The organism is Shewanella colwelliana (assembly GCF_001735525.1).
Lineage (GTDB): Bacteria > Pseudomonadota > Gammaproteobacteria > Enterobacterales > Shewanellaceae > Shewanella > Shewanella colwelliana.
Genome location: NZ_MCBT01000013.1, coordinates 96858 through 119791, shown reverse-complemented (window position 1 = coordinate 119791; position 22934 = coordinate 96858). Strand labels below are relative to the sequence as shown.

Here is a 22934-nt window from a genome sequence, read left to right as displayed (position 1 = left end):
TACGCTAATGTTTGTTTAGATAGCTAACAGTTTCGGTTAAAGTATCAGGCTATACGAGGTTTAAACTCTATCTAACGAATACGAATGAGAAATGGCTGCACTAAAAGTTTATCTTGAAAATGAATCTGAAACCGTTAGCTTAGGTCAAAGACTGGCAAAGCTAATTAGGCCGCCGCTGACGCTTTATTTAAGCGGAGAATTAGGGGCCGGCAAGACGACGTTTAGTCGTGGGTTAATTCAGAGTTTAGGTCATCAGGGGGCGGTAAAGAGCCCAACCTATACCTTAGTGGAGCCCTATGAATTAGACGGGGTTGATGTATATCACTTTGATTTATACCGTCTCAGTGATCCTGAAGAGCTAGAGTTTATGGGCATTCGTGATTACTTTGCTGATAACAGTTTGTGCATTGTCGAATGGCCAGATAAAGGCGAAGGGATTTTACCTGCTGCCGATCTAGCCATTGATATTCAATATCAAGCTTTAGGTCGAATGGTGACATTTACGCCGCAAAGCCAAGCTGGTGAGCAACTGTTAGATAATTTACATAATAATGATAAAAACTAATTCGTTGATAAAAAATATATTTTTGCTGTTACTGCTCAGTTTCCCGGTAATGGCCTACAGCGCAAATAAATTAGAAGGTGTTCGCATATGGGCCGCACCTGAGTCTACGCGTGTGGTTTTTGATCTTAGCACCCCGCCTAAATATACCCATTTCACTTTAACTAGCCCTTACCGTTTAGTCGTCGATCTGGATGCAACATCAACGGCAATTAACCTGAGTAAAATTGAAAATAACAGTAAGTTGGTAAAGAAAGTTAGGGTAAGTAAGCCACCTAAAAAAGGCACCCTGCGTCTGGTTATCGATCTCGTCAAGCCAGTAAAAAGTAATCTATTTGCTTTATCGCCTACCGCCCCATACGGCAACCGTTTAGTGGTTGACTTAGAAGGTGGGAATGGCAGTAAGCAAACCGCGGTTAGCCAACCTAAAGAGCAGTTGCGAGATATTATTGTTGCGATTGATGCTGGGCATGGTGGTGATGATCCTGGGTCTATTGGCCCATCTGGTATTTATGAAAAGAAAGTGGTGTTACAAATCGCCAAGAAAGTCGAAGCCAAGATTAACGCTACACCGGGTATGAAAGCAGTGATGACACGTACGGGCGACTATTTTGTTAATTTAAATAAGCGTTCGGAAATTGCGCGTAATAGCAAGGCGGATTTGCTTGTCTCTATTCATGCCGATGCGTTTACCTCGCCTAAACCTCAAGGTGCTTCTGTATGGGTGCTTTCAATGCGCCGTGCTAACAGTGAAATTGGTCGTTGGTTGGAGCAAAAAGAGAAACATTCAGAATTATTGGGCGGTGCTGGTGAGATTATTCAAAACACCGATAACGAACAGTATTTAGCTATGACCTTATTGGATATGTCGATGGATCGGTCGATGGCGATAAGCCATAACATTGCCGATGACGTCTTGTCGAATTTAGGCAAGGTGACTAAATTGCATAAGCATAAGCCTGAGTCCGCCAGTTTTGCTGTGTTAAAGTCGCCAGATATTCCTTCTATTTTAGTAGAAACAGGCTTTATCTCTAATCATAAAGAGGAGCGATTGCTGACTCAGCGTGAGCATCAAAATAATATCGCTAATGCGGTGCAAAGAGGAGTGGTTCGTTATTTTGAGGCCAATCCCCCCGTCAATAGTTTAATTGCGAGCCGTTCGTCGATCAGCCACAAAGTCAAAAAAGGTGAGTCGTTATCGGTAATCGCCCACCGTTATCAGGTTTCGGTTGCCAGTATTAAAAAAGCGAATAAATTAAAATCTAACACCTTACGTATTGGCCAGAATCTGGTCATTCCTCGCGCTTAACGGAGTCAAAATGACGATTAAAATTTTGCCTCCCCAACTAGCGAACCAAATCGCAGCTGGTGAAGTGGTTGAGCGTCCAGCTTCAGTGATCAAAGAATTGGTCGAGAATAGCTTGGATGCGGGTGCTACGCGCGTTGATATTGAGATTGAAAAAGGTGGTAGCAAACTGATTAAGATCCAAGACAACGGATCGGGTATTGCTAAGGAGCAGCTAGCACTAGCGCTATCTCGCCATGCTACGTCTAAATTGGCGAGCTTAGACGATCTTGATGCCATACTGAGTTTTGGTTTTCGTGGTGAAGCACTCGCTAGTATCAGCTCAGTTTCACGGCTGACGTTGACATCCCGCACTGCAGAGCAAACTGAAGCATGGCAGGCTTATGCCGAAGGGTCTGATATGGCGGTTAAGGTGATGCCTGCCGCACATCCTGTCGGCTCAACGGTAGAGGCGGTTGACCTGTTTTTTAATACACCAGCAAGACGCCGTTTTTTAAAGAGTGATAAAACTGAATTTACCCACATCGATGAGTGGCTTAAACGCATTGCATTGGTACGAAAGGATATTCACTTTACGCTCAAGCATAACGGCAAAATGGTGCGCAATTACCGCCCAGCGATGAGTGATACGCAATACTTGCAGCGATTGGCGCAGGTCAGTGGTAAGCAATTTTCTGAGCAGGCCTTGCGTGTGGATTGCAGCCATAATGGCTTGCAGTTAAGTGGCTATATACAGTCTCCGCATTTCGATGCGACTTCAAGTGATACTCAATATTTTTATGTTAATGGCCGTCTTGTCCGCGACCGTCTAGTTAACCACGCGGTGCGCCAAGCATTTGCTCAACAGTTAGCTGGCGTACAAGTCGGCTATGTGTTGATGTTGACGCTTGATCCTCACCAGGTGGATGTCAATGTTCACCCCGCTAAGCATGAAGTGCGATTTCATGAGAGTCGCTACGTGCATGACTTTATTTTACAGGCATTGCAGTCTGCGCTAACCCAAGCTGAAAGTTTAGGGTTGGAAGATGACGTGTTTGTTCGACCAAGCTCAATAACACATATTGAATCCACTAACAAAGCCCCTGTAATGGCTGGTGCTGATATTCAAATACACCAAGATCAGGTTGGGGCTTCATCGCCATTACCTGCTGGTGAAAAGCATAGCGCACCTTATTCATATGGAAAAACTGGCCCATCAGTGGTTGGGCGCGATGACCGTATGGTGAGCGACCGAGAGCCTTCGGGCCGGGCGCCGGATGCATGGCGCAATACCGAATTGCCCTCACAGCGCGCAGTTGATAGTTATGCTCAGCTATTGCGCACGCCTTCAGTGACTCCAGTTGGGGTTCAAGTCTCTCAAACTGAGATACCGGCAATGCCACCTGTGTTAGCGGGTAAGTTTTGGGTGATGACGCAGGAGGATAAATTGTTGCTGGTGCCGCTAAATGAGGTGGCTCGGCAGCTTGCTGTGGTAGAGATTGGCATCAAGTATCCCTTAGGCTTGATAGGGCAGCCATTGCTCATGCCAATTTCGGTGAAAGTGGATGAAGATTGGTTAGAAACTGTGAACCAAAGGGAATTATTACTGAGAAAATTAGGCATAGAGTTAACTATTCGCCTTGGGCAGTTGATAATAAAGAAAGTGCCCCCATATCTAAGGCATAGCCAGCTGGCCACTGTAATACCTGATCTATTACAATGGATTCGTTTTGAAGAGCCTGCGGATGAAGCCATGATTAGTTGGTTAGCTGCAAAGAGTTGCCATCATTTTAGTTCCGCGGTATCGCTTTGGGCTGATTATTGTCAGTTAGCTGAGTCAGAAAGAGCCAATATTGTTTCTCAGGCTAAGGTCCTACCTTGGCAAACGTGGTTAAGTGAGTAAAAGTGTGAATAGCGAAAATAAGCCGAGAATTGTCACCTTAATGGGGCCAACGGCTTCAGGTAAAACGGCATTAGCTATTGAGCTTGTTGAGCAGCATAACTGCGAGATTATTTCCGTTGACTCGGCCTTGATATACCGTGGTATGGATATCGGCAGCGCTAAACCGAATAGTGAAGAGCTTGAACGGGCACCGCACCGATTAATTGATATTCGGGACCCAAGTGAGAGCTACTCCGCGGCCGATTTCCGACAAGATGCGCTGAATGAGATTGCGTCGATTATCGACGCAGGTAAAACTCCGCTTTTAGTTGGCGGCACTATGCTTTATTTCAAGGCGTTGCTGGAAGGCTTATCACCCTTACCGGCGGCGAATGAGTCGATTCGAGCACAGATAGCATTAGAAGCCGAGCGAGACGGCTGGGATGTATTGCATCTGCAATTACAACAGATAGATCCCGTGTCTGCGGCGAGGATACACCCGAACGATCCGCAACGTTTATCCCGAGCACTTGAGGTGTATCGGATTAGCGGTAAAAGTTTAACCCAGTTAACCGAAGTTAAGTCTGAAGCCTTACCTTATTCTGTGGTGCAATTTGGTATTTCACCTAAAGATCGTAAAGTGTTACATCTTTCTATAGAAGAAAGATTCAAATTGATGTTAAATCAAGGATTCATCGAAGAGGTAGAGCGCTTAAAAGCGCGCGGCGATCTACATTTAGACCTACCTTCGATGCGTTGTGTGGGGTATCGCCAAGTTTGGCAGTACCTAAATGGTGATTATGACTATGATACAATGGTCGAAAAATCCATTGTTGCGACTAGGCAATTGGCCAAGCGTCAATTAACATGGTTACGGGGATGGCCTGAGCTAAATTGGCTTGAGAGTGGTGACGAAACAAATCTAGCTCGACTTATGCAGTATTGTCGCTAGCTAATTCATTCACTCTATATAATACTAAAACTAAACCAGAAATTGATGCTGTATTAGGTTTAAATTTATTTTAATAAAAAGGAAATTATAAAATGGCAAAGGGGCAATCTTTACAAGACCCGTTTTTGAACGCATTACGTCGTGAACGCGTTCCTGTTTCTATCTACCTTGTTAATGGTATCAAGCTTCAAGGACAGGTTGAGTCATTTGATCAGTTCGTTATTTTGCTTAAAAACACCGTTAGCCAAATGGTGTATAAGCACGCTATTTCTACCGTGGTACCTGCGCGCCCATTTAACGTGAGCAACCACCACGCTACGCCAAATCAAACTGGTGGCTATAACGCACCACATGATGACAGCGCTGAGTAATTTTCTGAGGAGTCTACTTTTTGTTTGATCGCTATGAAGCGGGAGATGCTGCAGTACTTGTTCATATCGACTTTGCAGACGAAGACAGTAGGGAAGATCTTACTGAACTTCGCTTATTAGTTGAATCGGCAGGGGCTGAAACCGTTGGTGTGATAACGGGAAGTCGTCGTTCTCCAGATCGAAAGTTTTTTGTTGGATCAGGCAAAGCGGAAGAGTTAGCGGCATTAGTGGCTGCTACAGAAGCGAGTGTGGTGATTTTTAATCATCCCCTAAGTCCTGCTCAAGAGCGTAATCTTGAGCAAGTTTGTCAGTGTCGAGTGTTAGATCGCACTACACTGATTCTCGATATTTTTGCCCAACGTGCGCGTACGTATGAAGGTAAATTGCAAGTGGAGCTAGCGCAACTGCGCCACATGTCAACACGCCTTATTCGTGGTTGGACCCACCTTGAAAGACAAAAAGGCGGGATCGGCTTGCGCGGCCCAGGTGAAACTCAACTCGAAACTGACCGTCGTCTATTGCGTGGTCGGATAAAAACGATCAACAAGCGACTTGAAAAAGTCGATAAACAACGTGAACAGAGTCGACGCGCGCGAAAGCGCAGTGAATTAGCCACGGTATCGCTAGTGGGTTATACCAACGCGGGCAAGTCTACCTTGTTTAATTCACTTACCGTGTCAGAAGTGTATGCGGCAGATCAATTGTTTGCCACACTCGACCCGACATTAAGAAAGCTTGAGTTGCGAGATGGTGCGGTCATATTGGCCGATACCGTAGGTTTTATTAGGCATTTGCCTCATGACCTTGTTGCCGCTTTTAAGGCGACGCTGCAAGAAACGCGTGAAGCTGATCTGTTGTTACATATTGTTGATTGTGCCGATGACAATATGGGCGACAATTTTGAGCAAGTGCAATTAGTGCTTAAAGAGGTTGGTGCTGAAGATATTCCACAATTGGTCGTTTGTAATAAGATCGACCTGTTGGAGGATGTGGGGCCTAAGATCGATTACGATAGTGATGGTGTCCCAACGCGTGTGTGGGTTTCGGCTCAGCAACGCAAAGGCTTGGAGCTGCTCGAAGAGGCGATCGATAAAATAGTTGGTCGCGTCGCCATTGAGTTAACCTTGCAAATCCCAGCGACGGCTGGACATTATCTTGGTCAGTTTTATCGACTGGATGTGATACAGCAGAAAGAGTATGACGATCTGGGGAACTGTATCTTATCTGTGCGTTTATTGGAGTCCGATTGGCAACGATTAACGAAACAGAGCCAAGGGGAGTTGGAAACCTTTATTGTTGAAACAACAGCGGTAGAGTAGTTTTTAGTAATCTCGTTTAATTCATACACCTATGGAGTGCTAAATGGCTTGGAACGAGCCCGGTAACAAGGGTAAAGACCCTTGGGGAAACAAAAGTGGCAATGACAAAGGGCCACCAGATCTAGATGAAGTGTTTAAGAATATCTCTAAGCGCTTTGGGGGAAAAGGTAATGGCTCTGGTGCTGGTTTCAGCGCATTTGGCTTGGTCATTGTATTAGTCATTGCCGTTGTCGTGTGGGGACTGTCCGGTTTCTATACGGTGAAAGAAGCTGAGAAAGGCGTTGCCTTACGATTTGGCCAATATATTGGTGAAGTCGGGCCAGGCTTGCAATGGAAAGCGACTTTCATCGATGAAGTTTATCCAGTGAATGTCAGTAACGTTCGCTCGATCCCTGCATCTGGCAGCATGCTTACTGCTGACGAAAATGTCGTGCTAGTTGAGTTGGATGTCCAGTACATCGTTGTTGATCCGTATCGCTTTATGTTTAGTGCTGTCGATGCTAATGCGAGTTTGCGTGAAGCCACTGATAGTGCGTTACGTTATGTTATTGGTCACAACAGGATGGATGACATTTTGACCACGGGACGTGATCAAATTCGTCGCGATACGTGGGATGAAGTCAATCGTATTATCGAGCCTTATAATCTGGGGTTAGAGATCCGAGACGTCAACTTCTTGCCTGCGCGTCCGCCTGAAGAGGTAAAAGACGCATTTGATGATGCTATTGCAGCACAAGAAGATGAGCAGCGCTTTATACGTGAAGCTGAAGCTTATTCTCGTGAGATTGAGCCCAAAGCCCGTGGTACTGTGCAGCGCATGGAGCAACAGGCTAACGCTTATAAAGAGCGAGAAATCCTAGAGGCTCGCGGTAAAGTTGCACGCTTTGAACAGTTACTTCCTGAATACCAAGCTGCACCAGAAGTGACTCGTAATCGTCTTTATATCGATGCGATGTCTTTGGTTTATTCTGGTTCGAACAAGGTACTTGTTGATTCTAAGAGCAGTGGCAACATGATGTACCTGCCTTTGGATAAGTTGATGGAGCAAAACCAATCAACTAAAAAGGCTAAAGCCGCAGCCAAGGCAGACACCTCTAATCAGGAATCAGCGAATAGCATGGTGAACAGTTTAAGCATGCCGCTTGATGGTCGCGCTTCTCGCAGCGATAGAACTCGTGAGGGGAGAAATTAATTATGGGTAGATTAACTGTAATTATTGTCGCAATTTTAATTGCGCTCGGCCTGTCATCACTGATGGTAGTCAATGAAGGTGAGCGAGCTATCGTATCTCGTTTTGGTAAAATCTTGAAAGTAGATGGCGTTACTCGTGTCTATGAACCAGGTTTGCATATCAAGGTGCCGATGATCGATAAGATCAAGCTACTGGATTCACGGATTCAGACCATGGATGGCGCAGCGGATCGTTTCGTTACTTCTGAGAAGAAAGACCTTATGGTCGACTCCTATGTGAAATGGCGCATCCTTGACCATGAGAGATATTACCTTGCTACTAATGGCGGTAATAAAGCTCAGGCGGAGTCTTTACTCCAACGTAAGATTAATAACGATCTTCGTACAGAGTTTGGTCGCCGCACCATTAAAGACATCGTTTCCGGTAGTCGTGATGAGTTGCAGCAAGATGCATTGAAGAACGCATCTGAAAGTGCTGAAGATCTTGGTATCGAAGTGGTCGATGTGCGTGTTAAGCAGATTAACCTGCCTGCAAACGTAAGTTCAAGTATCTATCAGCGTATGCGTGCAGAACGTACCGCTGTAGCGAAAGAGCATCGTGCTCAAGGTAAGGAGCAGTCTGAAATCATTCGCGCTAAGACTGATGCTAGCGTAACAATCCAAATCGCTGAGGCGGAGCGTAAAGCTCTTGCTGTTCGCGGTGAAGGTGATGCGATTGCCGCTAAAATATACGCTGATGCGTATAACAAAGATGCTGAGTTCTATGCGTTCTTACGTAGCTTAGAAGCGTATAAAGCCAGTTTCGACGGTGGCGCAAACGTTATGGTCTTAGAACCTGACAGTGACTTCTTTAAGTATATGAAGCGTTCTGACGGCAAATAAGCCATGTGACTAAAAAAGCCCGACAAGTTCGGGCTTTTTTGTATTTAATTTTTGTAACGTTCTAATTTAGCTAAAGTTGTTATAGCTGGTACTTCAATTATCTTTGTTAATTTCTGCTCGTTTACGCTATTTCTTGCCCTACTTTAAGTGCTAGAACGGTATTTTTCCTAACATAGTTAACTTTGTTCGCTGTTTTACTATGATCTGGTTCTAATTTTTGGCTATAATGAGCCCCGCCTCAAATTTGATTTTTGTGCTTTGGGGTAAAACCCCAATTTCAAAGAAATTTTAAAACAAAAATTCCAACACTCTCTGGAGATAAGTGGATGAGCAATGCGCCAGTCGATACCGGACGTCGCAGATTCCTGACCGCAGCAACCGCCGTAGTAGGTGGTGCTGGTGCCGTCGCTGTAGCGGTTCCTTTTATAAAGTCATGGAATCCGAGTGCCAAAGCGAAAGCTGCAGGTGCACCGGTTGAAGTAAATATTAGTAAAGTCGAGCCGGGTCAGCTGATCCGTGTGGAGTGGCGTGGGAAACCTGTATGGGTTGTCCGTCGCACCGAAGAGATCTTAGATGGTCTTGCAAAGCATGATAATCAGCTTCGTGATCCTGCGTCAGTTGAAGAGCAGCAGCCTGCCTATGCGCAGAACGCCGTTCGTTCAATTAATCCTGAGTTCTTCATTGCCGTAGGTCTTTGTACTCACCTAGGTTGTTCGCCAACGTATCTACCTGATACCTTCGGTGAGCAAGTTGAGGGTGTTGCTTCGGGCTTCTTCTGTCCATGTCACGGCTCTAAGTTTGATATGGCTGGACGTGTATTCCAGGGCGTACCTGCACCACTGAACCTTGTTGTCCCACCTCATCAATATATTGATGATGGCAACGTGATCATCGGTGTCGACCAGGGAGCTGCGTAATGGTTAAAAATATTATCGATTGGATTGATGCTCGTATTCCAATGACGGCCACTTATAACCGTCATGTGGGTCAATACGCTACACCAACTAACTTTAACTTTTGGTACTTCTTTGGCTCATTAGCCATGCTAGTCCTTGTTAACCAGCTACTAACCGGTATCTGGCTAACCATGAACTATGTACCAACGGCAGAAGGGGCATTTGCCTCTATTGAATACATCATGCGTGATGTTGAATATGGTTGGTTACTGCGCTACATGCACTCTACCGGTGCATCGGCGTTCTTCGTGGTTATCTATCTGCACATGTTCCGTGGTCTTATCTACGGTTCATACCAGAAGCCAAGAGAACTTCTCTGGTTATTTGGTATGTTGATCTTCCTCGTGTTGATGGCTGAAGCGTTCATGGGTTACCTCCTTCCTTGGGGACAGATGTCTTACTGGGGGGCGCAGGTAATTATCTCACTATTTGGTGCGATTCCCGTAATAGGTGATGACCTAACACTTTGGATCCGTGGTGACTTTGTTGTCTCCGGTGCTACCCTAAACCGTTTCTTTGCGCTGCATGTTATTGCATTGCCATTAGTCTTGGTTGTATTGGTATTCCTACACTTAATCGCGTTACATGAAGTGGGTTCAAATAACCCCGACGGTATCGAAATTAAGAAAAACAAAGATGAGAATGGCTGGCCAAAAGACGGTATTCCATTCCACCCTTACTACACAGTAAAAGATATCATGGGCGTCGCAGGCTTCCTGATTGTCTTCTGTTATGTGTTGTTCTTCATGCCTGAGGGCGGTGGATACTTCCTCGAGAAGCCAAACTTTGAAGCGGCTAACCCGATGAAGACACCTGAGCACATTGCGCCAGTGTGGTACTTCACACCTTTCTACGCGATTTTGCGTGCGATTCCTGACAAGTTATTAGGTGTCGTAGGTATGGGGTTAGCGATTGCAGTATTGTTCATTCTACCTTGGTTAGATCGCTGCAACGTTAAATCTATCCGCTACCGTAGCATGATCCACAAGCTGAACATCAGTCAGTTCGCTGTATCATTTGTTATCTTAGGATACTTAGGTGCGGTACCAGCGACGCCAGCGCTAACTATAGCTGCGCGTATCTTTACTCTGACTTACTTCGGTTTCTTCTTAGCACTTTGGATTTACAGTAAGAATGAGAAGACCAAGCCTGTACCAGAGAGGTTGACACACTAATGAAAAAATTACTGATTGCATTAGTTACCTTGGTACCATCGCTCGTATTCGCAGCAGGTGGTGCACACGTACACTTAGAAAGTGCTAACGTTGATTTAAATGATACTGAATCACTGCAACGCGGCTTGGATAAATTCCAACACTACTGCGCAGGTTGTCACAGTACGCAATACCAACGTTATAACCGCGTCGCGGAAGACCTAGATATTTCAATCGACGATATGCGTAATAAGTATATGTTCGATGAAAATGCCAAGGTTGGTGACTTGATGGAAAATGCGATTCCAGAAGTCGATGCAGCGAAATGGTTTGGTGCAGCGCCACCGGATCTCACGCTAGTAGCTCGTGTCCGTGGTGAAGATTGGATTTATACATACCTAAAAGGCTTCTATAAAGATGAGAGTCGCCCGTTTGGTGTTAATAATTCAGTATTCCCTGCGGTAGGTATGCCTCACGTTCTTCAAGAACTTCAAGGCCTTCCAGTTAAGCAAGAAGATGGTACTACGGTAGCTACAGGCGGTTCATTGACTGCTGAAGAGTATGACCAAGTTGTTCGTGACATCACTGGATTCCTCGTTTATTCGGGTGATCCTGTCAAACTTGAGCGTGAAAGCTTAGGTTGGTGGGTTATGGGCTTCCTGTTTATTTTCTTTATTGTGGCCTATCTCCTAAAGAAAGAGTACTGGAGAGATGTACACTAACCCCCAATAAAGGTTAGAATGTATTATCCGCATATTGTAAACGGGGGGCTTTGCCCCTCGTTTATTTTTTGCTTTTCTTAGCTTTTGATTTTAAATCTTGGAGGGTATCAATGGCTGTTGCTGCCAATAAACGCTCAATCATGACCCTGTTCTCAGGCGCCGACGATCTCTATAGCCATCAAGTTCGCATTGTGTTGGCTGAAAAGGGCGTTACTGTCGATGTACTGCAGGTTGATCCTAGCGAAATGCCTGAAGATCTTATTGAGCTAAACCCGTACAACACTGTACCAACTTTGGTTGACCGTGAATTAGTCCTGTATAACTCACGCATTATAATGGAATACTTGGATGAGCGTTTTCCTCATCCACCACTAATGCCGGTTTATCCAGTGTCTCGTGGTCAAACTCGTTTGATGATGCACCGTATCGAAAATGATTGGTATACGCTAGTTGAACGCATCAGAAGCGGTGATCGCGCCGATGCGGCTCGTAAAGAGTTGCAAGAGAGCTTGACAGCTATCGCCCCAATCTTCACAGAAATGCCTTACTTTATGGCTGAAGAGTTTGGCTTGGCTGATTGCTACTTAGGCCCACTACTATGGCGTCTACCAGTATTAGGCATTGAACTTGATAGCCGCACAGCAAAAGAAGTTAAAGCTTACATGACACGTCTATTTGACCGTGAATCATTTAAAGCTTCTTTAACTGAGGCCGAGCGCGAAATGCGCATGAGTATCTAATGAAGTCGATGACCCCTAATCGTCCATATCTGCTGCAAGCATATTATGATTGGTTGATGGATAATGAGCTCACCCCACATGTGGTTGTTGATGCTTATGTTCCAGGTACTCAAGTGCCGCAACAGTATGTCAAGGATGGACAGATAGTGCTTAATATTACTGCGAGTGCAGTGGGTAATTTGCAAATCGGTCATGATTTTATTGAGTTCAATGCTCGTTTTGGTGGTGTACCCCAGCAGGTAGTGCTGCCTATGGCAGCAATCGTGGCTATTTACGCCCGTGAGAATGGTGCTGGCACTGTGTTTGATCAAGAGGAAGCTTACCAACTCGAGCCCGAACTCGAAGAAAGTGGCTTAACTGTTGTCGACGAACCTTCTGCAGAGCCTGTGGCTAAAAAAGAAGAGAGTAAGCCAAAGCGCCGTGGACACCTTACGGTTGTCAAATAGGCCGAGTACTTGTAACTCATACTAAGAACCAGTCGAAAGACTGGTTTTTTTATGTCTCAAGCCAGCGTGTTAGCATGGTGTTTTTGGATGATAAGCGTGTGTCACTGTGGTAGCATCTGCGGCCATAATTCCTCCTCTAAAAACCTAGGGCTTGTAAAAACGCTATGATCTTAATGATCGATAACTACGACTCTTTTACCTTTAACTTAGTGCAGTATTTTCAGCAGCTAGGTCATACTATCGTGGTTAAACGAAATAATGAGATCACCATAGCGCAGATAGAACAACTCGCGCCATCTCATTTAGTTATCTCTCCAGGACCTTGTAGCCCAAATGAAGCTGGGGTATCGCTTGATGCGATTAAACATTTTGCCGGAAAATTGCCGATCTTAGGCGTATGTTTGGGTCATCAAGCCATTGGGCAGGTGTTTGGTGCTAACGTCATTAGAGCCAAGCGAGTTATGCATGGTAAAACGAGCAAGATTTGCCATACGGGTATGCGGCTCTTTTCGCAGTTGAATAACCCGTTAACGGTAACGCGTTATCACTCCTTATTAGTGGAAAGCCTACCCGCTGAATTTGTATTAGATGCGTGGTTCGACGATCCGCAGCATGGGCGAGAGATTATGGCGATGAGTCACCAACACCTCCCCATTTATAGTGTCCAGTTTCATCCGGAGTCTATTTTGACCGAGCAAGGATTAGAGCTGTTAAACAACTTCTTCAGCTTGCCTGGTTAGCGTCTGCTTGGCTGGATTATTCATTAAATTTAGCTCAACCCGCGCGCATCATTTTCTAGCCAATAGTCATCGAGTGGCTATTCATCCTATTGCTGGCAAACTTTGTTGCTATGTTGTCGATATCCTTTTCAATCTGTTACAAGATTTATCATTAATCATCCACGTCGATAAGCCATTTTATGATATAAAAGGCATCAAAATAACGACTGTGTGGCTGCGGCTTAGCACAGTGATAACGATAAGGAAGAAGGATGACTGGCGCTTTTCGTGGTTTTGGTCTTAGTTTACTGACCCTCACAATATTAGGTGGTTGCGCGACCACCCCCTCAAATGATACTGCTCAGGCAGTCGCTCCCATTCAAGTGGCTTTGGCGACACCCCCACAAGTTGATCAAGCGTTAACGCTTAATCAAATAATGGCTAATCCTGATTGGATGGGGATTTTAGCCAAAGGCGAATACTGGAGCGATGATAGTCAATCGATCTATTTTGCTCGTCAGGCTCACGGTGCACCCACTCGCGATTTTTATCAACAAGCCATTACGGCGCAGAGCGCAGAGCAGCTAGCACTGAACCAGCTGCATTCAGCCGATCAACAATATGGTGTGTTGGATGGCAGTAAAAGCCGCAAAGCTTATATTTATCAAGGTAACGTCTTCGTTAAAGTGCTGGCCACGGGGCAGGTTTCACAACTGACAAGATTAAATAAGCCAGTAGAGGATGTAAGATTTTTAAATAATGGCGACATCGCTTATTGGCAGGGCAATGAGGTTGTTCGTATTCATCAAGACTCTGGCTTAATAGAACAGCTAGCGTTGATTAAGATGGAGAATGCCCCTAAAGGTGTCCAAGAACCAGATAGTTACATTGCTAAACAACAGCACAGATTGATTCAGTATGTTGCGATGCAGCAAGACAATGCGAAACACAAAGCAGCATATAAAGAGGAGTTAGCCAAGGCTGATCCAACGATGGCACCAGAGCCATGGTATTTAGGTGACGCAGAGACCATTTTAGAAAAGAGCTTATCCCCAGATGGTCGTTACCTTATTTTATCACTCATGGATAAAAGCTATAGCTGGCGTAGTGAGCATGACATTATGCCTAACTATTTAGGCAAGGATGGTTATGTTGATGCGGTTCCTGTTAGAGCGCGAGTTGCCGAAGATGAAAATCCAGGACAACGCCTGGTATTGCTTGATTTAGTGGAACGTCAAAAACATGATGTCACTATCGAAGGCTTGACGGGTTTTGATGAGGATGTACTCGCCAGCGTCAAAGCGGAAAACGCGCAAGGCAAAGGTGAGCGCTATAAGAGTGAAAAGCAGCCCCGTAAAATCCAATTGATGCAAGATTGGGGTTGGAGTCAAAGTGCAATCCAGTGGCATAACCAAGACAACCAAGTGGCTATAATGCTCGAAGCTGTTGACAATAAAGACAGGTGGATCGCATCGCTTGATCTCAACAGCGGCAAGTTAGCGACAGAGCACCGATTACACGACGAGGCGTGGGTCAATTACAACTTTAACCAGTTTGGTTGGCTACCTAATAGCGACAAACTTTATTACCTTTCTGAAGAAACGGGTTACTCCCATTTATACCTGAAATCATTGGTTGGCAAGCCTCTAGCGCTTACCCAAGGCCAGTTTGTCGTCAGTGACATTACCTTGGGCCCCAAAGCACAATTTATCTATTACAAGGCGAATAAGCAGCACCCAGGTATCGATAACGTGTATCGCGTAGAGATAGCCACTGGTGAGAGCCAGCAGTTGACACAGTGGGATGGCCAATTAGAGTACAGCCTGAGCCCTGATGGAACTCAGTTATTGTTAAATGCTTCTCGTCGCACAGAGCCAAGCGAACTGTTTGTCCAGGCCATTGGCGGTGAACTAAAGCAGTTAACCCATTATACCAGCGATGCATTTAAGCAATATGCATGGCAAGCCCCTGAAGTTGTTACTGTCGCTTCGACCCATGGCGCGGCAGATGTTTATGCGCGTGTTTACTTGCCGCAAGGTTATGACAAGAACAATGCGCATAAGTACCCAGCGGTGATCTTTAATCATGGTGCGGGTTATCTACAAAATGCCCACTATGGTTTCTCTGGTTACTTCCGTGAATTTATGTTCCATAACCTACTAACTCAACAGGGTTACGTGGTGATGGATATGGATTATCGTGGCTCAAAAGGGTATGGACGAGATTGGCGCACCGCGGTGTACCGTAACATGGGGCATCCAGAGGTTGAAGATCTTAAGGATGGCGTGAGCTGGATGGTTGCCAATGCCAATGTCGACGCAAATAAAGTTGGCACCTATGGTGGTTCTTATGGTGGCTTCCTCACCTTTATGGCGCTATTTACTGAGCCTGAGTTGTTCCAAGCAGGTGCAGCGTTGCGTCCAGTAACAGATTGGGCTCACTACAATGCACCCTATACGTCGAACATATTGAATACGCCAGATGTTGATGCCATTGCGTACGAGCGCAGCTCACCGATTGAACATGCACAAGGCCTACAAAAGCCGTTGCTGATCATGAGTGGTGTGTTAGATGACAATGTATTCTTCCAAGACAGTGTCCGTTTGGTACAGCGTCTTATTGAGCTGGAGAAGCCAATGTTTGAAACGGCAATATACCCTGTTGAGCCTCACGGATTCCGCCAACCATCGAGTTGGTTAGATGAGTACCGCCGCATCTATAAGTTGTTTGAACAAGAGTTGAAGTAAGCCGGTTTTAGGCCTCCTATTGGAGGCCTTTTTTTATATTTGGGAGTGGGGAAATGATAAGAGTAATAGGCTTGTTATTCATTGCATTAGTGTCATGTTTTACGCTGGGACTCAAGGTGCATGCTAATACAGGGATTGCATCGATGGTTGACGGTTTGTGGCATGATGTGAATAGCAGTGACTTTACTAATGGAGTGATGATCCTTGCACAAGATGGTGATCAAATTAAGATGAGCCATTACGTCGAGTACAAAGGTGTTGCTATGGTTGAATATGGTATCGGTACGCGCATAGGGAATACGGTAGAGGTCGATGTGACGGTTACGCGTCCTATTCCAGGCTGGGTCGTTGAGGGCAAACACAGATTACAACTATCGGCTGATGGTACCAGATTAGAAGGCCACTATTATTCCAGTGAAGGGAGTGGGCCATTACGATTCCAACGCGGGGGCAAGTAACAGAGTTGTCCAGCTTATGTCGACTTAACCTTGAAGTACTGTTAACCGTGACAAGTGCTAGTTCAAGTTATACTGGGATTGTAGTCTTTTAAATCAGTAGTTTCGTGTACTATATGTTTAATCGAATGAAGGCGATGGAGAAATGGTTAGGTGAGTAAATCGGTTGCTGGCGGTGTGCGTCCAGGCGTGATTATTGATATAGAACATAGGTTGTTGAAGCAGCTCATTGTGGGTAAGCAAAAGGTTGCAGCCTCCATGTTTGATGAACTCGATCGCGAACTCGAAGGTGATGCGAATAAACTCGACATCGAACGTGATGCCGTGCTGGAGCGACTCACTAAACAGATACAAGCCAAACAAGTATTCGAAGCGGTATCGGCACAGTTAATCACCACAGTCAAAACGACCTTAGACAATCAACTTGCCTCACCAGAGTTGTTATTAAAGCATTCGGGTATTAACGAAACTCAGATGTTAATGCTGGAGGTTCTGCATCAAAAGAATATAGATTTAAACCGCTTACGCCTGCTGATCACCGACTTACCTTGGTTATGCCGCGATTTAACCAATATGGTTAACAGCCCGACATTTCGCCATAAACGCCAGCAACGCTCAGATATAAAGGTGACCGATATTAAGCTAGTTCTTAACTTCATTGGGGTTGAGAACTTACGGATGTTGATTCCGTATTACTGTTTACGTAACTGGCTGCCAACGGGTCACGCGAATCTGCTGTGGACCACGAGAAAGCTGTGGCGCTACGCGATGATAACTGGCATCGCTGCTAAAGCGTTAGCTCAGCTGAATGAGCAGGATATCGCACTTAGTTATAGCTGTGCACTCTTGTATCAACTCGGTGCCTCTGTGGTGCTTAAAAACGGTGCCAAGGTATATGAGAGTATTTGGGGCAACTGGTTGAGAGAGGCAAGTGCCAGTCGAGATAAAGAGCTGTACGATGCCGTGCTTGCGACTGAGTTTCCTGCCGAAGATGTGTATCAATTAGTGCTGCTTCACAGTCACCAGCTCAACTGGCAGTTATTGAGTCTGCTTAACTTCGGTGAAAGTGAGCTGACCACGGTGCAAACTGAGTTGGGTAACCACTTAAGTTATAGTGAATTGTCGACATACGGCGCTATCGTTGCCAGAGCCAGCTGCTTTGCCAAGGTGATGATGCTAGAAGATATGCGCATGATTGACGCTAAAGAGAAGCGCTTAATGTATGATTACTATGAGCTAAGTGAGCAGGAGGTTATTCGCCTTAAAGGGCAGAATTACCGTAAGCTGGATCTGATATAGTGCCAGTAGTGGTGCTTCTCCACTCCTCAGGCAGTCTATGACTGCCTTTTTGTGTTAAAAAGCAGCAGAATTCAAACAACTCAGCTAATTATAGCGATTTAATGTGTTTATATATTCAAAATTGGTGCATGAATAACAAAAGTGGGCGCTAACAACTTTTTTTATGACTAATTATGCCGCAAACCCCCGTAATAAACGCTTGTATAACTCTAAAGCTCAAATCTTTATGCATTAATCATGCAGTGAATAATTGGGTTGAGTGTAAGAAACTGGTATTTTGATCACATTTTCGCTATTAATGTCACTTAAGATAACTAAACAACCGTCGCCGCCATAGGCAATCGATACGATAAAAGACGGGTACGACAGGCTTTTAAGCCATCGGCAACAATGAAAGGATGAGAGGAATGAGCGTGAACAACAAGCTAACTAGAGCCCAATTTGATGAAGTAATGGTGCCTAACTATGCACCTTCTGCAGTGATCCCTGTTCGTGGTGAGGGAAGCAGAGTATGGGATCAAGAAGGCACCGAATTTGTCGATTTCGCTGGTGGTATTGCAGTTAATTGTTTAGGTCACTGTCACCCAGCACTCGTTGGCGCGCTTAAAGAGCAAGGTGAAAAACTTTGGCATCTTTCTAACGTGATGACTAACGAACCTGCATTGGCTCTAGCGACTAAGCTGGTCGATGCAACATTTGCTGACAAGGTCTATTTCGCCAACTCAGGTGCTGAGGCCAACGAAGCGGCATTAAAACTCGCACGTCGCTATGCATTGGATAAGTTTAGCGCAGAGAAAGACCAGATTATCGCTTTTGATAAGGCGTTCCATGGCCGTACTTTCTTCACAGTAAGTGTCGGTGGTCAAGCCGCTTATTCTGATGGGTTTGGTCCAAAACCACAAAGTATCACCCATATTCCATTTAATGATATCGCTGCGCTTGAAGCGACTATCTCTGATAAAACGTGTGCCATCATGCTTGAGCCACTTCAAGGTGAAGGTGGTATTATCGATGCTGATGTTGAGTTTCTAAGAGCGGTTCGCGCCCTAGCAGACAAGCACAATGCATTGGTTATCTTCGATGAAGTCCAAACGGGTGTTGGTCGTTTAGGTGAGCTATATGCCTATATGCGTACTGAAGTGGTACCGGATATCCTGACAACGGCGAAAGCCTTAGGCGGTGGCTTCCCAATCGCAGCGATGTTAACCACTGACGCGATTGCAGCGCATCTAAAAATTGGTACTCATGGTTCAACTTACGGCGGTAACCCATTAGCTTGTGCTATCGGTAACGCTGTATTGGATGTGGTCAATACGCCTGAAGTGTTAGATGGCGTTAAGCATCGCGAACAGTTGTTGCGTGATGGCCTTAACAAGATCAACGAAAAGTATAAGGTATTCGCCGAAGTACGTGGTCAAGGACTACTCCTAGGTGCTGTGTTGAACGAACAATATCAGGGTCGTTCAAAAGAGTTTCTTGTTGCGTCAGTTGCTGAGGGGTTAATGACCCTAATCGCGGGTGCCAACGTTATCCGTTTTACTCCTTCCCTAGTTATCCCTGAGGCTGATATTGCTGAAGGTCTTGCTCGTTTCGAACGCGCTGTAGCGAAAGTGGTTGCAGGCTAAGAGACATATTAAGCGCGGATCATTTATTCGCGCTTTTTTGTCGATAGGAATACTTGAACCTCAAACACTACACGCCTGTCTTACTTTAAGGGGTCGTGTTTGGGTCTAGAGCAAAACTGAGGAGATCGAAGATGTTAATTATCCGTCCCATCCGCTCAAGCGATTATGATGCGCTATATCAGATCGCCGTGGAGTCAGGTCATGGATTCACGTCTTTACCCGTAAATGAAGAGCTACTTCGCAACAAGATTAAGCGTGTTGAAGAGTCATTCGTAAAGCAGCTAGATAAGCCGTTCGATGAAGGCTATCTGATGGTGCTTGAAGATACTGAAACGGGCGAAGTTGTTGGTACTTGCGGGCTAGAAGCCGCAGTGGGCATGGTCGATGCTTTCTATCATTATCGCTTAGGCACCGAAGTTTATCACTCGGAGCAGATTGATGTGCGTAACGAGGTTGAAACCTTAACCTTATGCCACGACTATACTGGCTCTGCTGAGCTGTGCACCCTATTTTTACGCGAATCATATCGTAAAAATAATAATGGCCGTATGTTATCGCGCAGCCGTTTTCTCTTCTTGGCTCAACACGCAGCGCGGTTCGGCGAAACTGTTATAGCAGAGATGCGTGGTGAAAGTGATGCCGAAGGCAATTCACCTTTTTACAGTTGGCTGCAACAACACTTTCTTGGCATTGACTTCGTTCAGGCCGACTATCTATCTGGTTTAGGACAAAAAGCGTTTATGGCAGAGATGATGCCAAAGAATGCGGTATATGTCTGTTTGCTGCCGGAAGAAGCACAGAAAGTGATTGGCGAAGTTCATCGTAATACACGTCCAGCGCTTAATCTATTACAAGCCGAAGGCTTTAGATGCCGAGGATATGTCGATATTTTCGATGGTGGTCCAACGGTAGAGTGCAACATTAACGATATTCGCTCGGTGAAAGAGAGTCGTCTATTAACGGTAAACATTGGTGAGATGCCTGCATCAACCACTGGTTATATCATCTCAAATACTTTATTAGCGGATTATCGCGCGACATCAGCAGATCTGCTGGTCAGTGATGAAACTGATGAAGTGATGATTTCAGCTGAGCTTGCAGCGGGATTAATGGTTGCTCAAGGCGAACAGATCCGCATTTTAGCATTGTAGGATAAAATTATGAGTCAATTTATAAATGGTCAATGGGTTGCTGGTCTAGGTCACGATGTGACGTCGAAGAACCCTGCAAACAATGAAGTTATCTGGCAGAGCAATACGGCAACGCCTGAGCAAGTTAATAGTGCTGTTGATGCTGCGCGTGCGGTGCAATTTGATTGGTTTATGCTGGGTTTTGAGGGGCGTTTAGCCATCGTAGAAGCTTATCGCGATCAACTTGAAGCGAGTAAAGCGGAAATAGCTGAAACGATTGCTCAAGAAACTGGCAAACCTCAGTGGGAAACCGCGACTGAAGCGGGCGCTATGGTCGGCAAGATAGGCTTATCTGTTGCCGCGTACAACAAGCGTACTGGCACCACTGAAAATGACACACCAGCTGGCCGCGCTGTGTTGCGTCACAAGCCGCACGGTGTTGTGGCGGTATTTGGTCCTTACAACTTCCCAGGGCATCTGCCTAATGGACATATTGTTCCTGCGCTGCTTGCAGGTAACACTGTGGTATTTAAGCCGTCAGAGCTTACCCCTAAAACCGCTGAGCTAATGCTTAAGTTGTGGGAAAAGGCGGGACTTCCTGCAGGTGTGATTAACTTAGTTCAAGGTGAAGTTGAAACCGGTAAGGCGCTAGCATCACATCCGCAAATCGATGGCCTGTTCTTTACTGGTAGCTCGCGTACCGGTCATATCTTGCATCAGCAATATGCTGGCGACCCTGGTAAAATTCTAGCGCTTGAGATGGGTGGTAATAATCCACTTATTATCAAAGGTGTTAAGGATACCAAGGCTGCGGTTCATGACATCATTCAATCGGCTTATATCTCATCAGGTCAACGTTGTACTTGTGCACGTCGCTTGTATGTGGAGAAAGGCGCCGAAGGTGATGCGCTATTAGCTCAACTGGCTGAAGCCGTTAAGCAGATCAAAGTGGGACCGTGGAACGCACAGCCACAGCCATTCATGGGATCTATGATTTCAGAAACTGCGGCCAAAGGTATGGTTGAAGCGCAGCGTAACTTGGTTAACCTAGGTGGTACGGCGTTGGTGGAGTTAACCCATCTTGAAGCGGGTACAGGTCTTGTTTCTCCGGGCCTTATCGACGTTACCCAAGTGATCGAACTACCAGATGAAGAGTACTTTGGTCCGCTGTTACAAGTGGTTCGTTATACTGAGTTTGATGAAGCGATTAAGCTAGCAAACAATACCCGTTACGGCCTTTCAGCGGGGATATTGGCCGACAGCCGTGATGATTATGACTATTTCCTTGCGCGTATTCGTGCAGGTATTGTTAACTGGAACAAGCAGATCACGGGCGCATCAGGCGCGGCACCTTTTGGTGGCGTAGGCGCTTCAGGTAACCATAGAGCCAGCGCATTTTATGCTGCCGATTACTGTGCTTACCCAGTTGCTTCGGTTGAAGCTGATGCGGTTAGTTTGCCAGCCACGTTAAGCCCAGGCCTAACTGTTTAAGAGAAACACCATGGGGCAGCTTGTTTGAGCTGCGCCATTTTTAAAAGTCGTACACGAAAGATTAATCTCTTTACTCTCGTTGTACTTATATCGTGATAACCACAACTCAGCTGCCATAGCAAAAGACTGAGAGCACGATGCCGTTAAGGAAGAAATTGATGCACACAGATGTAAACCAGTTATTTGCCGCCCTTTGGGACGACTATGTTGAAATGACCCCTTCAGCTGCGAAAGTACACCAGCTTTTGGCTAAGGGTGAGACCATTATCAATGACCATATTGCGCTGCGCACCTTTAACATTGAAAAAGTGAACTTAGGCGTGCTGGCAAAGCACTTTGAGTCCCTTGGCTATGTTGCCTGCGGTGATTATAATTTTGAAGCGAAAAAGCTCAAAGCTAAGCATTTTGAGCACCCAGATCCAAAACAGCCTAAGGTATTTATCTCTGAGCTGATGGTTGAAGCCTTTAGTCCTGAACTACAAGCGACTGTGAAAGCCTTGGTTGAGCAAGTTGACGTTGCAGCGACCCATGCTGAAAACTTCCTCTATTCGGGTCGTCATTGGGAACTCGACTACAGTACTTATGAGGCCTTACTGGCTGAAAGTGAGTACGCGGCTTGGGTTGCTGCATTTGGTTACCGCGCTAACCACTTTACGGTATCGATTAACCATTTACCTGGTTACAACACGATTTTAGAAGTCAATGAAACCCTAAAACAGGGCGATTTTGTCTTAAATAGTGTCGGTGGTGAAGTCAAAGGTTCTGCAGAAGTCCTGCTTGAGCAGTCGTCGACGATGGCAGATAGAATCACTGTTGACTTTAAAGACGCTCAAAAGGCGATTCCAAGCTGTTTCTATGAGTTTGCACTGCGTTACCCTCAAGCTGATGGTGAGTTGTACACAGGCTTTGTGGCAGCCTCTGCTGACAAGATTTTTGAGAGCACTAATAACGGTTAATCCGAGTGAGTGAATTTCGTTAGAAAGCCGATGCGGTCGCATCGGCTTTT

The 22934-nt window shown here is 45.6% G+C and carries 21 protein-coding genes; all 21 read left to right on the top strand.

Annotated elements, in window-relative coordinates:
• The first annotated feature begins 91 nt into the window (after positions 1 to 91).
• The 21 genes from tsaE to BEL05_RS05050 all read left to right on the top strand — a co-directional run bounded on the left by tsaE (position 92) and on the right by BEL05_RS05050 (position 22884).
• Complete coding sequence (tsaE, locus tag BEL05_RS05150) at positions 92 to 565, top strand: tRNA (adenosine(37)-N6)-threonylcarbamoyltransferase complex ATPase subunit type 1 TsaE (RefSeq protein ID WP_028764454.1); 474 nt, start codon at positions 92 to 94, stop codon at positions 563 to 565.
• Entirely contained in the window at positions 552 to 1871 is a 1320-nt protein-coding gene (locus BEL05_RS05145) for an N-acetylmuramoyl-L-alanine amidase (RefSeq protein WP_069670505.1), read from the top strand. The genes tsaE and BEL05_RS05145 overlap by 14 nt, the downstream gene beginning before the upstream one ends.
• A 10-nt stretch (positions 1872 to 1881) precedes the next feature.
• A complete protein-coding gene (gene mutL / locus BEL05_RS05140; protein ID WP_069670504.1) occupies positions 1882 to 3750 on the top strand; it encodes a DNA mismatch repair endonuclease MutL in 1869 nt (622 codons plus the stop codon).
• Positions 3751 to 3754: 4 nt separating this feature from the next.
• Positions 3755 to 4681, top strand: coding sequence for a tRNA (adenosine(37)-N6)-dimethylallyltransferase MiaA (gene miaA, locus BEL05_RS05135; protein WP_083250307.1), 927 nt, complete (start codon positions 3755 to 3757; stop codon positions 4679 to 4681).
• A 92-nt stretch (positions 4682 to 4773) separates the two neighbouring features.
• Positions 4774 to 5052 carry an RNA chaperone Hfq gene (hfq, locus tag BEL05_RS05130; protein ID WP_028764387.1) on the top strand — a complete coding sequence of 93 codons (279 nt, stop codon included), beginning with the start codon at positions 4774 to 4776 and terminating at the stop codon, positions 5050 to 5052.
• Positions 5053 to 5072: 20 nt separating this feature from the next.
• Positions 5073 to 6371, top strand: coding sequence for a ribosome rescue GTPase HflX (hflX, locus tag BEL05_RS05125; protein ID WP_028764388.1), 1299 nt, complete (start codon positions 5073 to 5075; stop codon positions 6369 to 6371).
• Positions 6372 to 6414: 43 nt separating this feature from the next.
• Positions 6415 to 7563: an FtsH protease activity modulator HflK gene (hflK, locus tag BEL05_RS05120; RefSeq protein WP_028764389.1), complete on the top strand. Its 1149-nt coding sequence runs from the start codon at positions 6415 to 6417 to the stop codon at positions 7561 to 7563.
• A 2-nt stretch (positions 7564 to 7565) separates the two neighbouring features.
• On the top strand, positions 7566 to 8444 hold the full coding sequence (hflC, locus tag BEL05_RS05115; protein WP_028764390.1) for a protease modulator HflC: 879 nt from the start codon (positions 7566 to 7568) through the stop codon (positions 8442 to 8444).
• Between the two features lie 326 nt (positions 8445 to 8770).
• The gene (petA, locus tag BEL05_RS05110) at positions 8771 to 9361 is read left to right on the top strand and encodes a ubiquinol-cytochrome c reductase iron-sulfur subunit (RefSeq protein ID WP_028764391.1); all 591 of its coding nucleotides are present in this window, start codon (positions 8771 to 8773) and stop codon (positions 9359 to 9361) included.
• The gene (locus BEL05_RS05105) at positions 9361 to 10575 is read left to right on the top strand and encodes a cytochrome b (RefSeq protein ID WP_028764392.1); all 1215 of its coding nucleotides are present in this window, start codon (positions 9361 to 9363) and stop codon (positions 10573 to 10575) included. Before petA ends, BEL05_RS05105 begins: the two co-directional genes overlap by 1 nt.
• Entirely contained in the window at positions 10575 to 11276 is a 702-nt protein-coding gene (locus BEL05_RS05100; RefSeq protein WP_028764393.1) for a cytochrome c1, read from the top strand. Before BEL05_RS05105 ends, BEL05_RS05100 begins: the two co-directional genes overlap by 1 nt.
• Before the next feature lie 110 nt (positions 11277 to 11386).
• On the top strand, positions 11387 to 12016 hold the full coding sequence (sspA, locus tag BEL05_RS05095) for a stringent starvation protein SspA (protein ID WP_028764394.1): 630 nt from the start codon (positions 11387 to 11389) through the stop codon (positions 12014 to 12016).
• Complete coding sequence (locus tag BEL05_RS05090; protein WP_028764395.1) at positions 12016 to 12462, top strand: ClpXP protease specificity-enhancing factor; 447 nt, start codon at positions 12016 to 12018, stop codon at positions 12460 to 12462. Before sspA ends, BEL05_RS05090 begins: the two co-directional genes overlap by 1 nt.
• A gap of 164 nt (positions 12463 to 12626) precedes the next feature.
• Positions 12627 to 13202, top strand: coding sequence for an anthranilate synthase component II (locus tag BEL05_RS05085; RefSeq protein ID WP_069670503.1), 576 nt, complete (start codon positions 12627 to 12629; stop codon positions 13200 to 13202).
• Between the two features lie 251 nt (positions 13203 to 13453).
• Positions 13454 to 15928 carry a S9 family peptidase gene (locus BEL05_RS05080; protein WP_069670502.1) on the top strand — a complete coding sequence of 825 codons (2475 nt, stop codon included), beginning with the start codon at positions 13454 to 13456 and terminating at the stop codon, positions 15926 to 15928.
• 53 nt (positions 15929 to 15981) lie between these two features.
• Positions 15982 to 16386 (top strand): hypothetical protein, encoded by a 405-nt coding sequence (locus tag BEL05_RS05075; protein ID WP_069670501.1) that lies wholly within the window; start codon positions 15982 to 15984, stop codon positions 16384 to 16386.
• A gap of 150 nt (positions 16387 to 16536) precedes the next feature.
• Positions 16537 to 17682 carry an HDOD domain-containing protein gene (locus BEL05_RS05070; RefSeq protein ID WP_069670500.1) on the top strand — a complete coding sequence of 382 codons (1146 nt, stop codon included), beginning with the start codon at positions 16537 to 16539 and terminating at the stop codon, positions 17680 to 17682.
• Between the two features lie 407 nt (positions 17683 to 18089).
• Positions 18090 to 19307, top strand: coding sequence for an aspartate aminotransferase family protein (locus tag BEL05_RS05065; protein WP_028764400.1), 1218 nt, complete (start codon positions 18090 to 18092; stop codon positions 19305 to 19307).
• 131 nt (positions 19308 to 19438) lie between these two features.
• Positions 19439 to 20458: an arginine N-succinyltransferase gene (gene astA / locus BEL05_RS05060; RefSeq protein WP_069670499.1), complete on the top strand. Its 1020-nt coding sequence runs from the start codon at positions 19439 to 19441 to the stop codon at positions 20456 to 20458.
• Positions 20459 to 20467: 9 nt separating this feature from the next.
• Positions 20468 to 21928 carry a succinylglutamate-semialdehyde dehydrogenase gene (gene astD, locus BEL05_RS05055; RefSeq protein WP_069670498.1) on the top strand — a complete coding sequence of 487 codons (1461 nt, stop codon included), beginning with the start codon at positions 20468 to 20470 and terminating at the stop codon, positions 21926 to 21928.
• Between the two features lie 158 nt (positions 21929 to 22086).
• Complete coding sequence (locus BEL05_RS05050) at positions 22087 to 22884, top strand: DUF1338 domain-containing protein (RefSeq protein WP_069670497.1); 798 nt, start codon at positions 22087 to 22089, stop codon at positions 22882 to 22884.
• Positions 22885 to 22934: the final 50 nt, after the last annotated feature.

Bases quoted from the DNA above. Each gene is read 5' to 3' on its own strand.
- BEL05_RS05050 (WP_069670497.1), top strand. From the start codon at position 22,087: ATGCACACAGATGTAAACCAGTTATTTGCCGCCCTTTGGGACGACTAT.
- BEL05_RS05085 (WP_069670503.1), top strand. From the start codon at position 12,627: ATGATCTTAATGATCGATAACTACGACTCTTTTACCTTTAACTTAGTG.
- BEL05_RS05065 (WP_028764400.1), top strand. From the start codon at position 18,090: ATGAGCGTGAACAACAAGCTAACTAGAGCCCAATTTGATGAAGTAATG.
- astD (WP_069670498.1), top strand. From the start codon at position 20,468: ATGAGTCAATTTATAAATGGTCAATGGGTTGCTGGTCTAGGTCACGAT.
- petA (WP_028764391.1), top strand. From the start codon at position 8,771: ATGAGCAATGCGCCAGTCGATACCGGACGTCGCAGATTCCTGACCGCA.
- BEL05_RS05075 (WP_069670501.1), top strand. From the start codon at position 15,982: ATGATAAGAGTAATAGGCTTGTTATTCATTGCATTAGTGTCATGTTTT.
- BEL05_RS05145 (WP_069670505.1), top strand. From the start codon at position 552: ATGATAAAAACTAATTCGTTGATAAAAAATATATTTTTGCTGTTACTG.
- hflC (WP_028764390.1), top strand. From the start codon at position 7,566: ATGGGTAGATTAACTGTAATTATTGTCGCAATTTTAATTGCGCTCGGC.
- hfq (WP_028764387.1), top strand. From the start codon at position 4,774: ATGGCAAAGGGGCAATCTTTACAAGACCCGTTTTTGAACGCATTACGT.
- BEL05_RS05080 (WP_069670502.1), top strand. From the start codon at position 13,454: ATGACTGGCGCTTTTCGTGGTTTTGGTCTTAGTTTACTGACCCTCACA.
- mutL (WP_069670504.1), top strand. From the start codon at position 1,882: ATGACGATTAAAATTTTGCCTCCCCAACTAGCGAACCAAATCGCAGCT.
- BEL05_RS05105 (WP_028764392.1), top strand. From the start codon at position 9,361: ATGGTTAAAAATATTATCGATTGGATTGATGCTCGTATTCCAATGACG.
- BEL05_RS05090 (WP_028764395.1), top strand. From the start codon at position 12,016: ATGAAGTCGATGACCCCTAATCGTCCATATCTGCTGCAAGCATATTAT.
- sspA (WP_028764394.1), top strand. From the start codon at position 11,387: ATGGCTGTTGCTGCCAATAAACGCTCAATCATGACCCTGTTCTCAGGC.
- hflK (WP_028764389.1), top strand. From the start codon at position 6,415: ATGGCTTGGAACGAGCCCGGTAACAAGGGTAAAGACCCTTGGGGAAAC.
- astA (WP_069670499.1), top strand. From the start codon at position 19,439: ATGTTAATTATCCGTCCCATCCGCTCAAGCGATTATGATGCGCTATAT.
- tsaE (WP_028764454.1), top strand. From the start codon at position 92: ATGGCTGCACTAAAAGTTTATCTTGAAAATGAATCTGAAACCGTTAGC.
- BEL05_RS05100 (WP_028764393.1), top strand. From the start codon at position 10,575: ATGAAAAAATTACTGATTGCATTAGTTACCTTGGTACCATCGCTCGTA.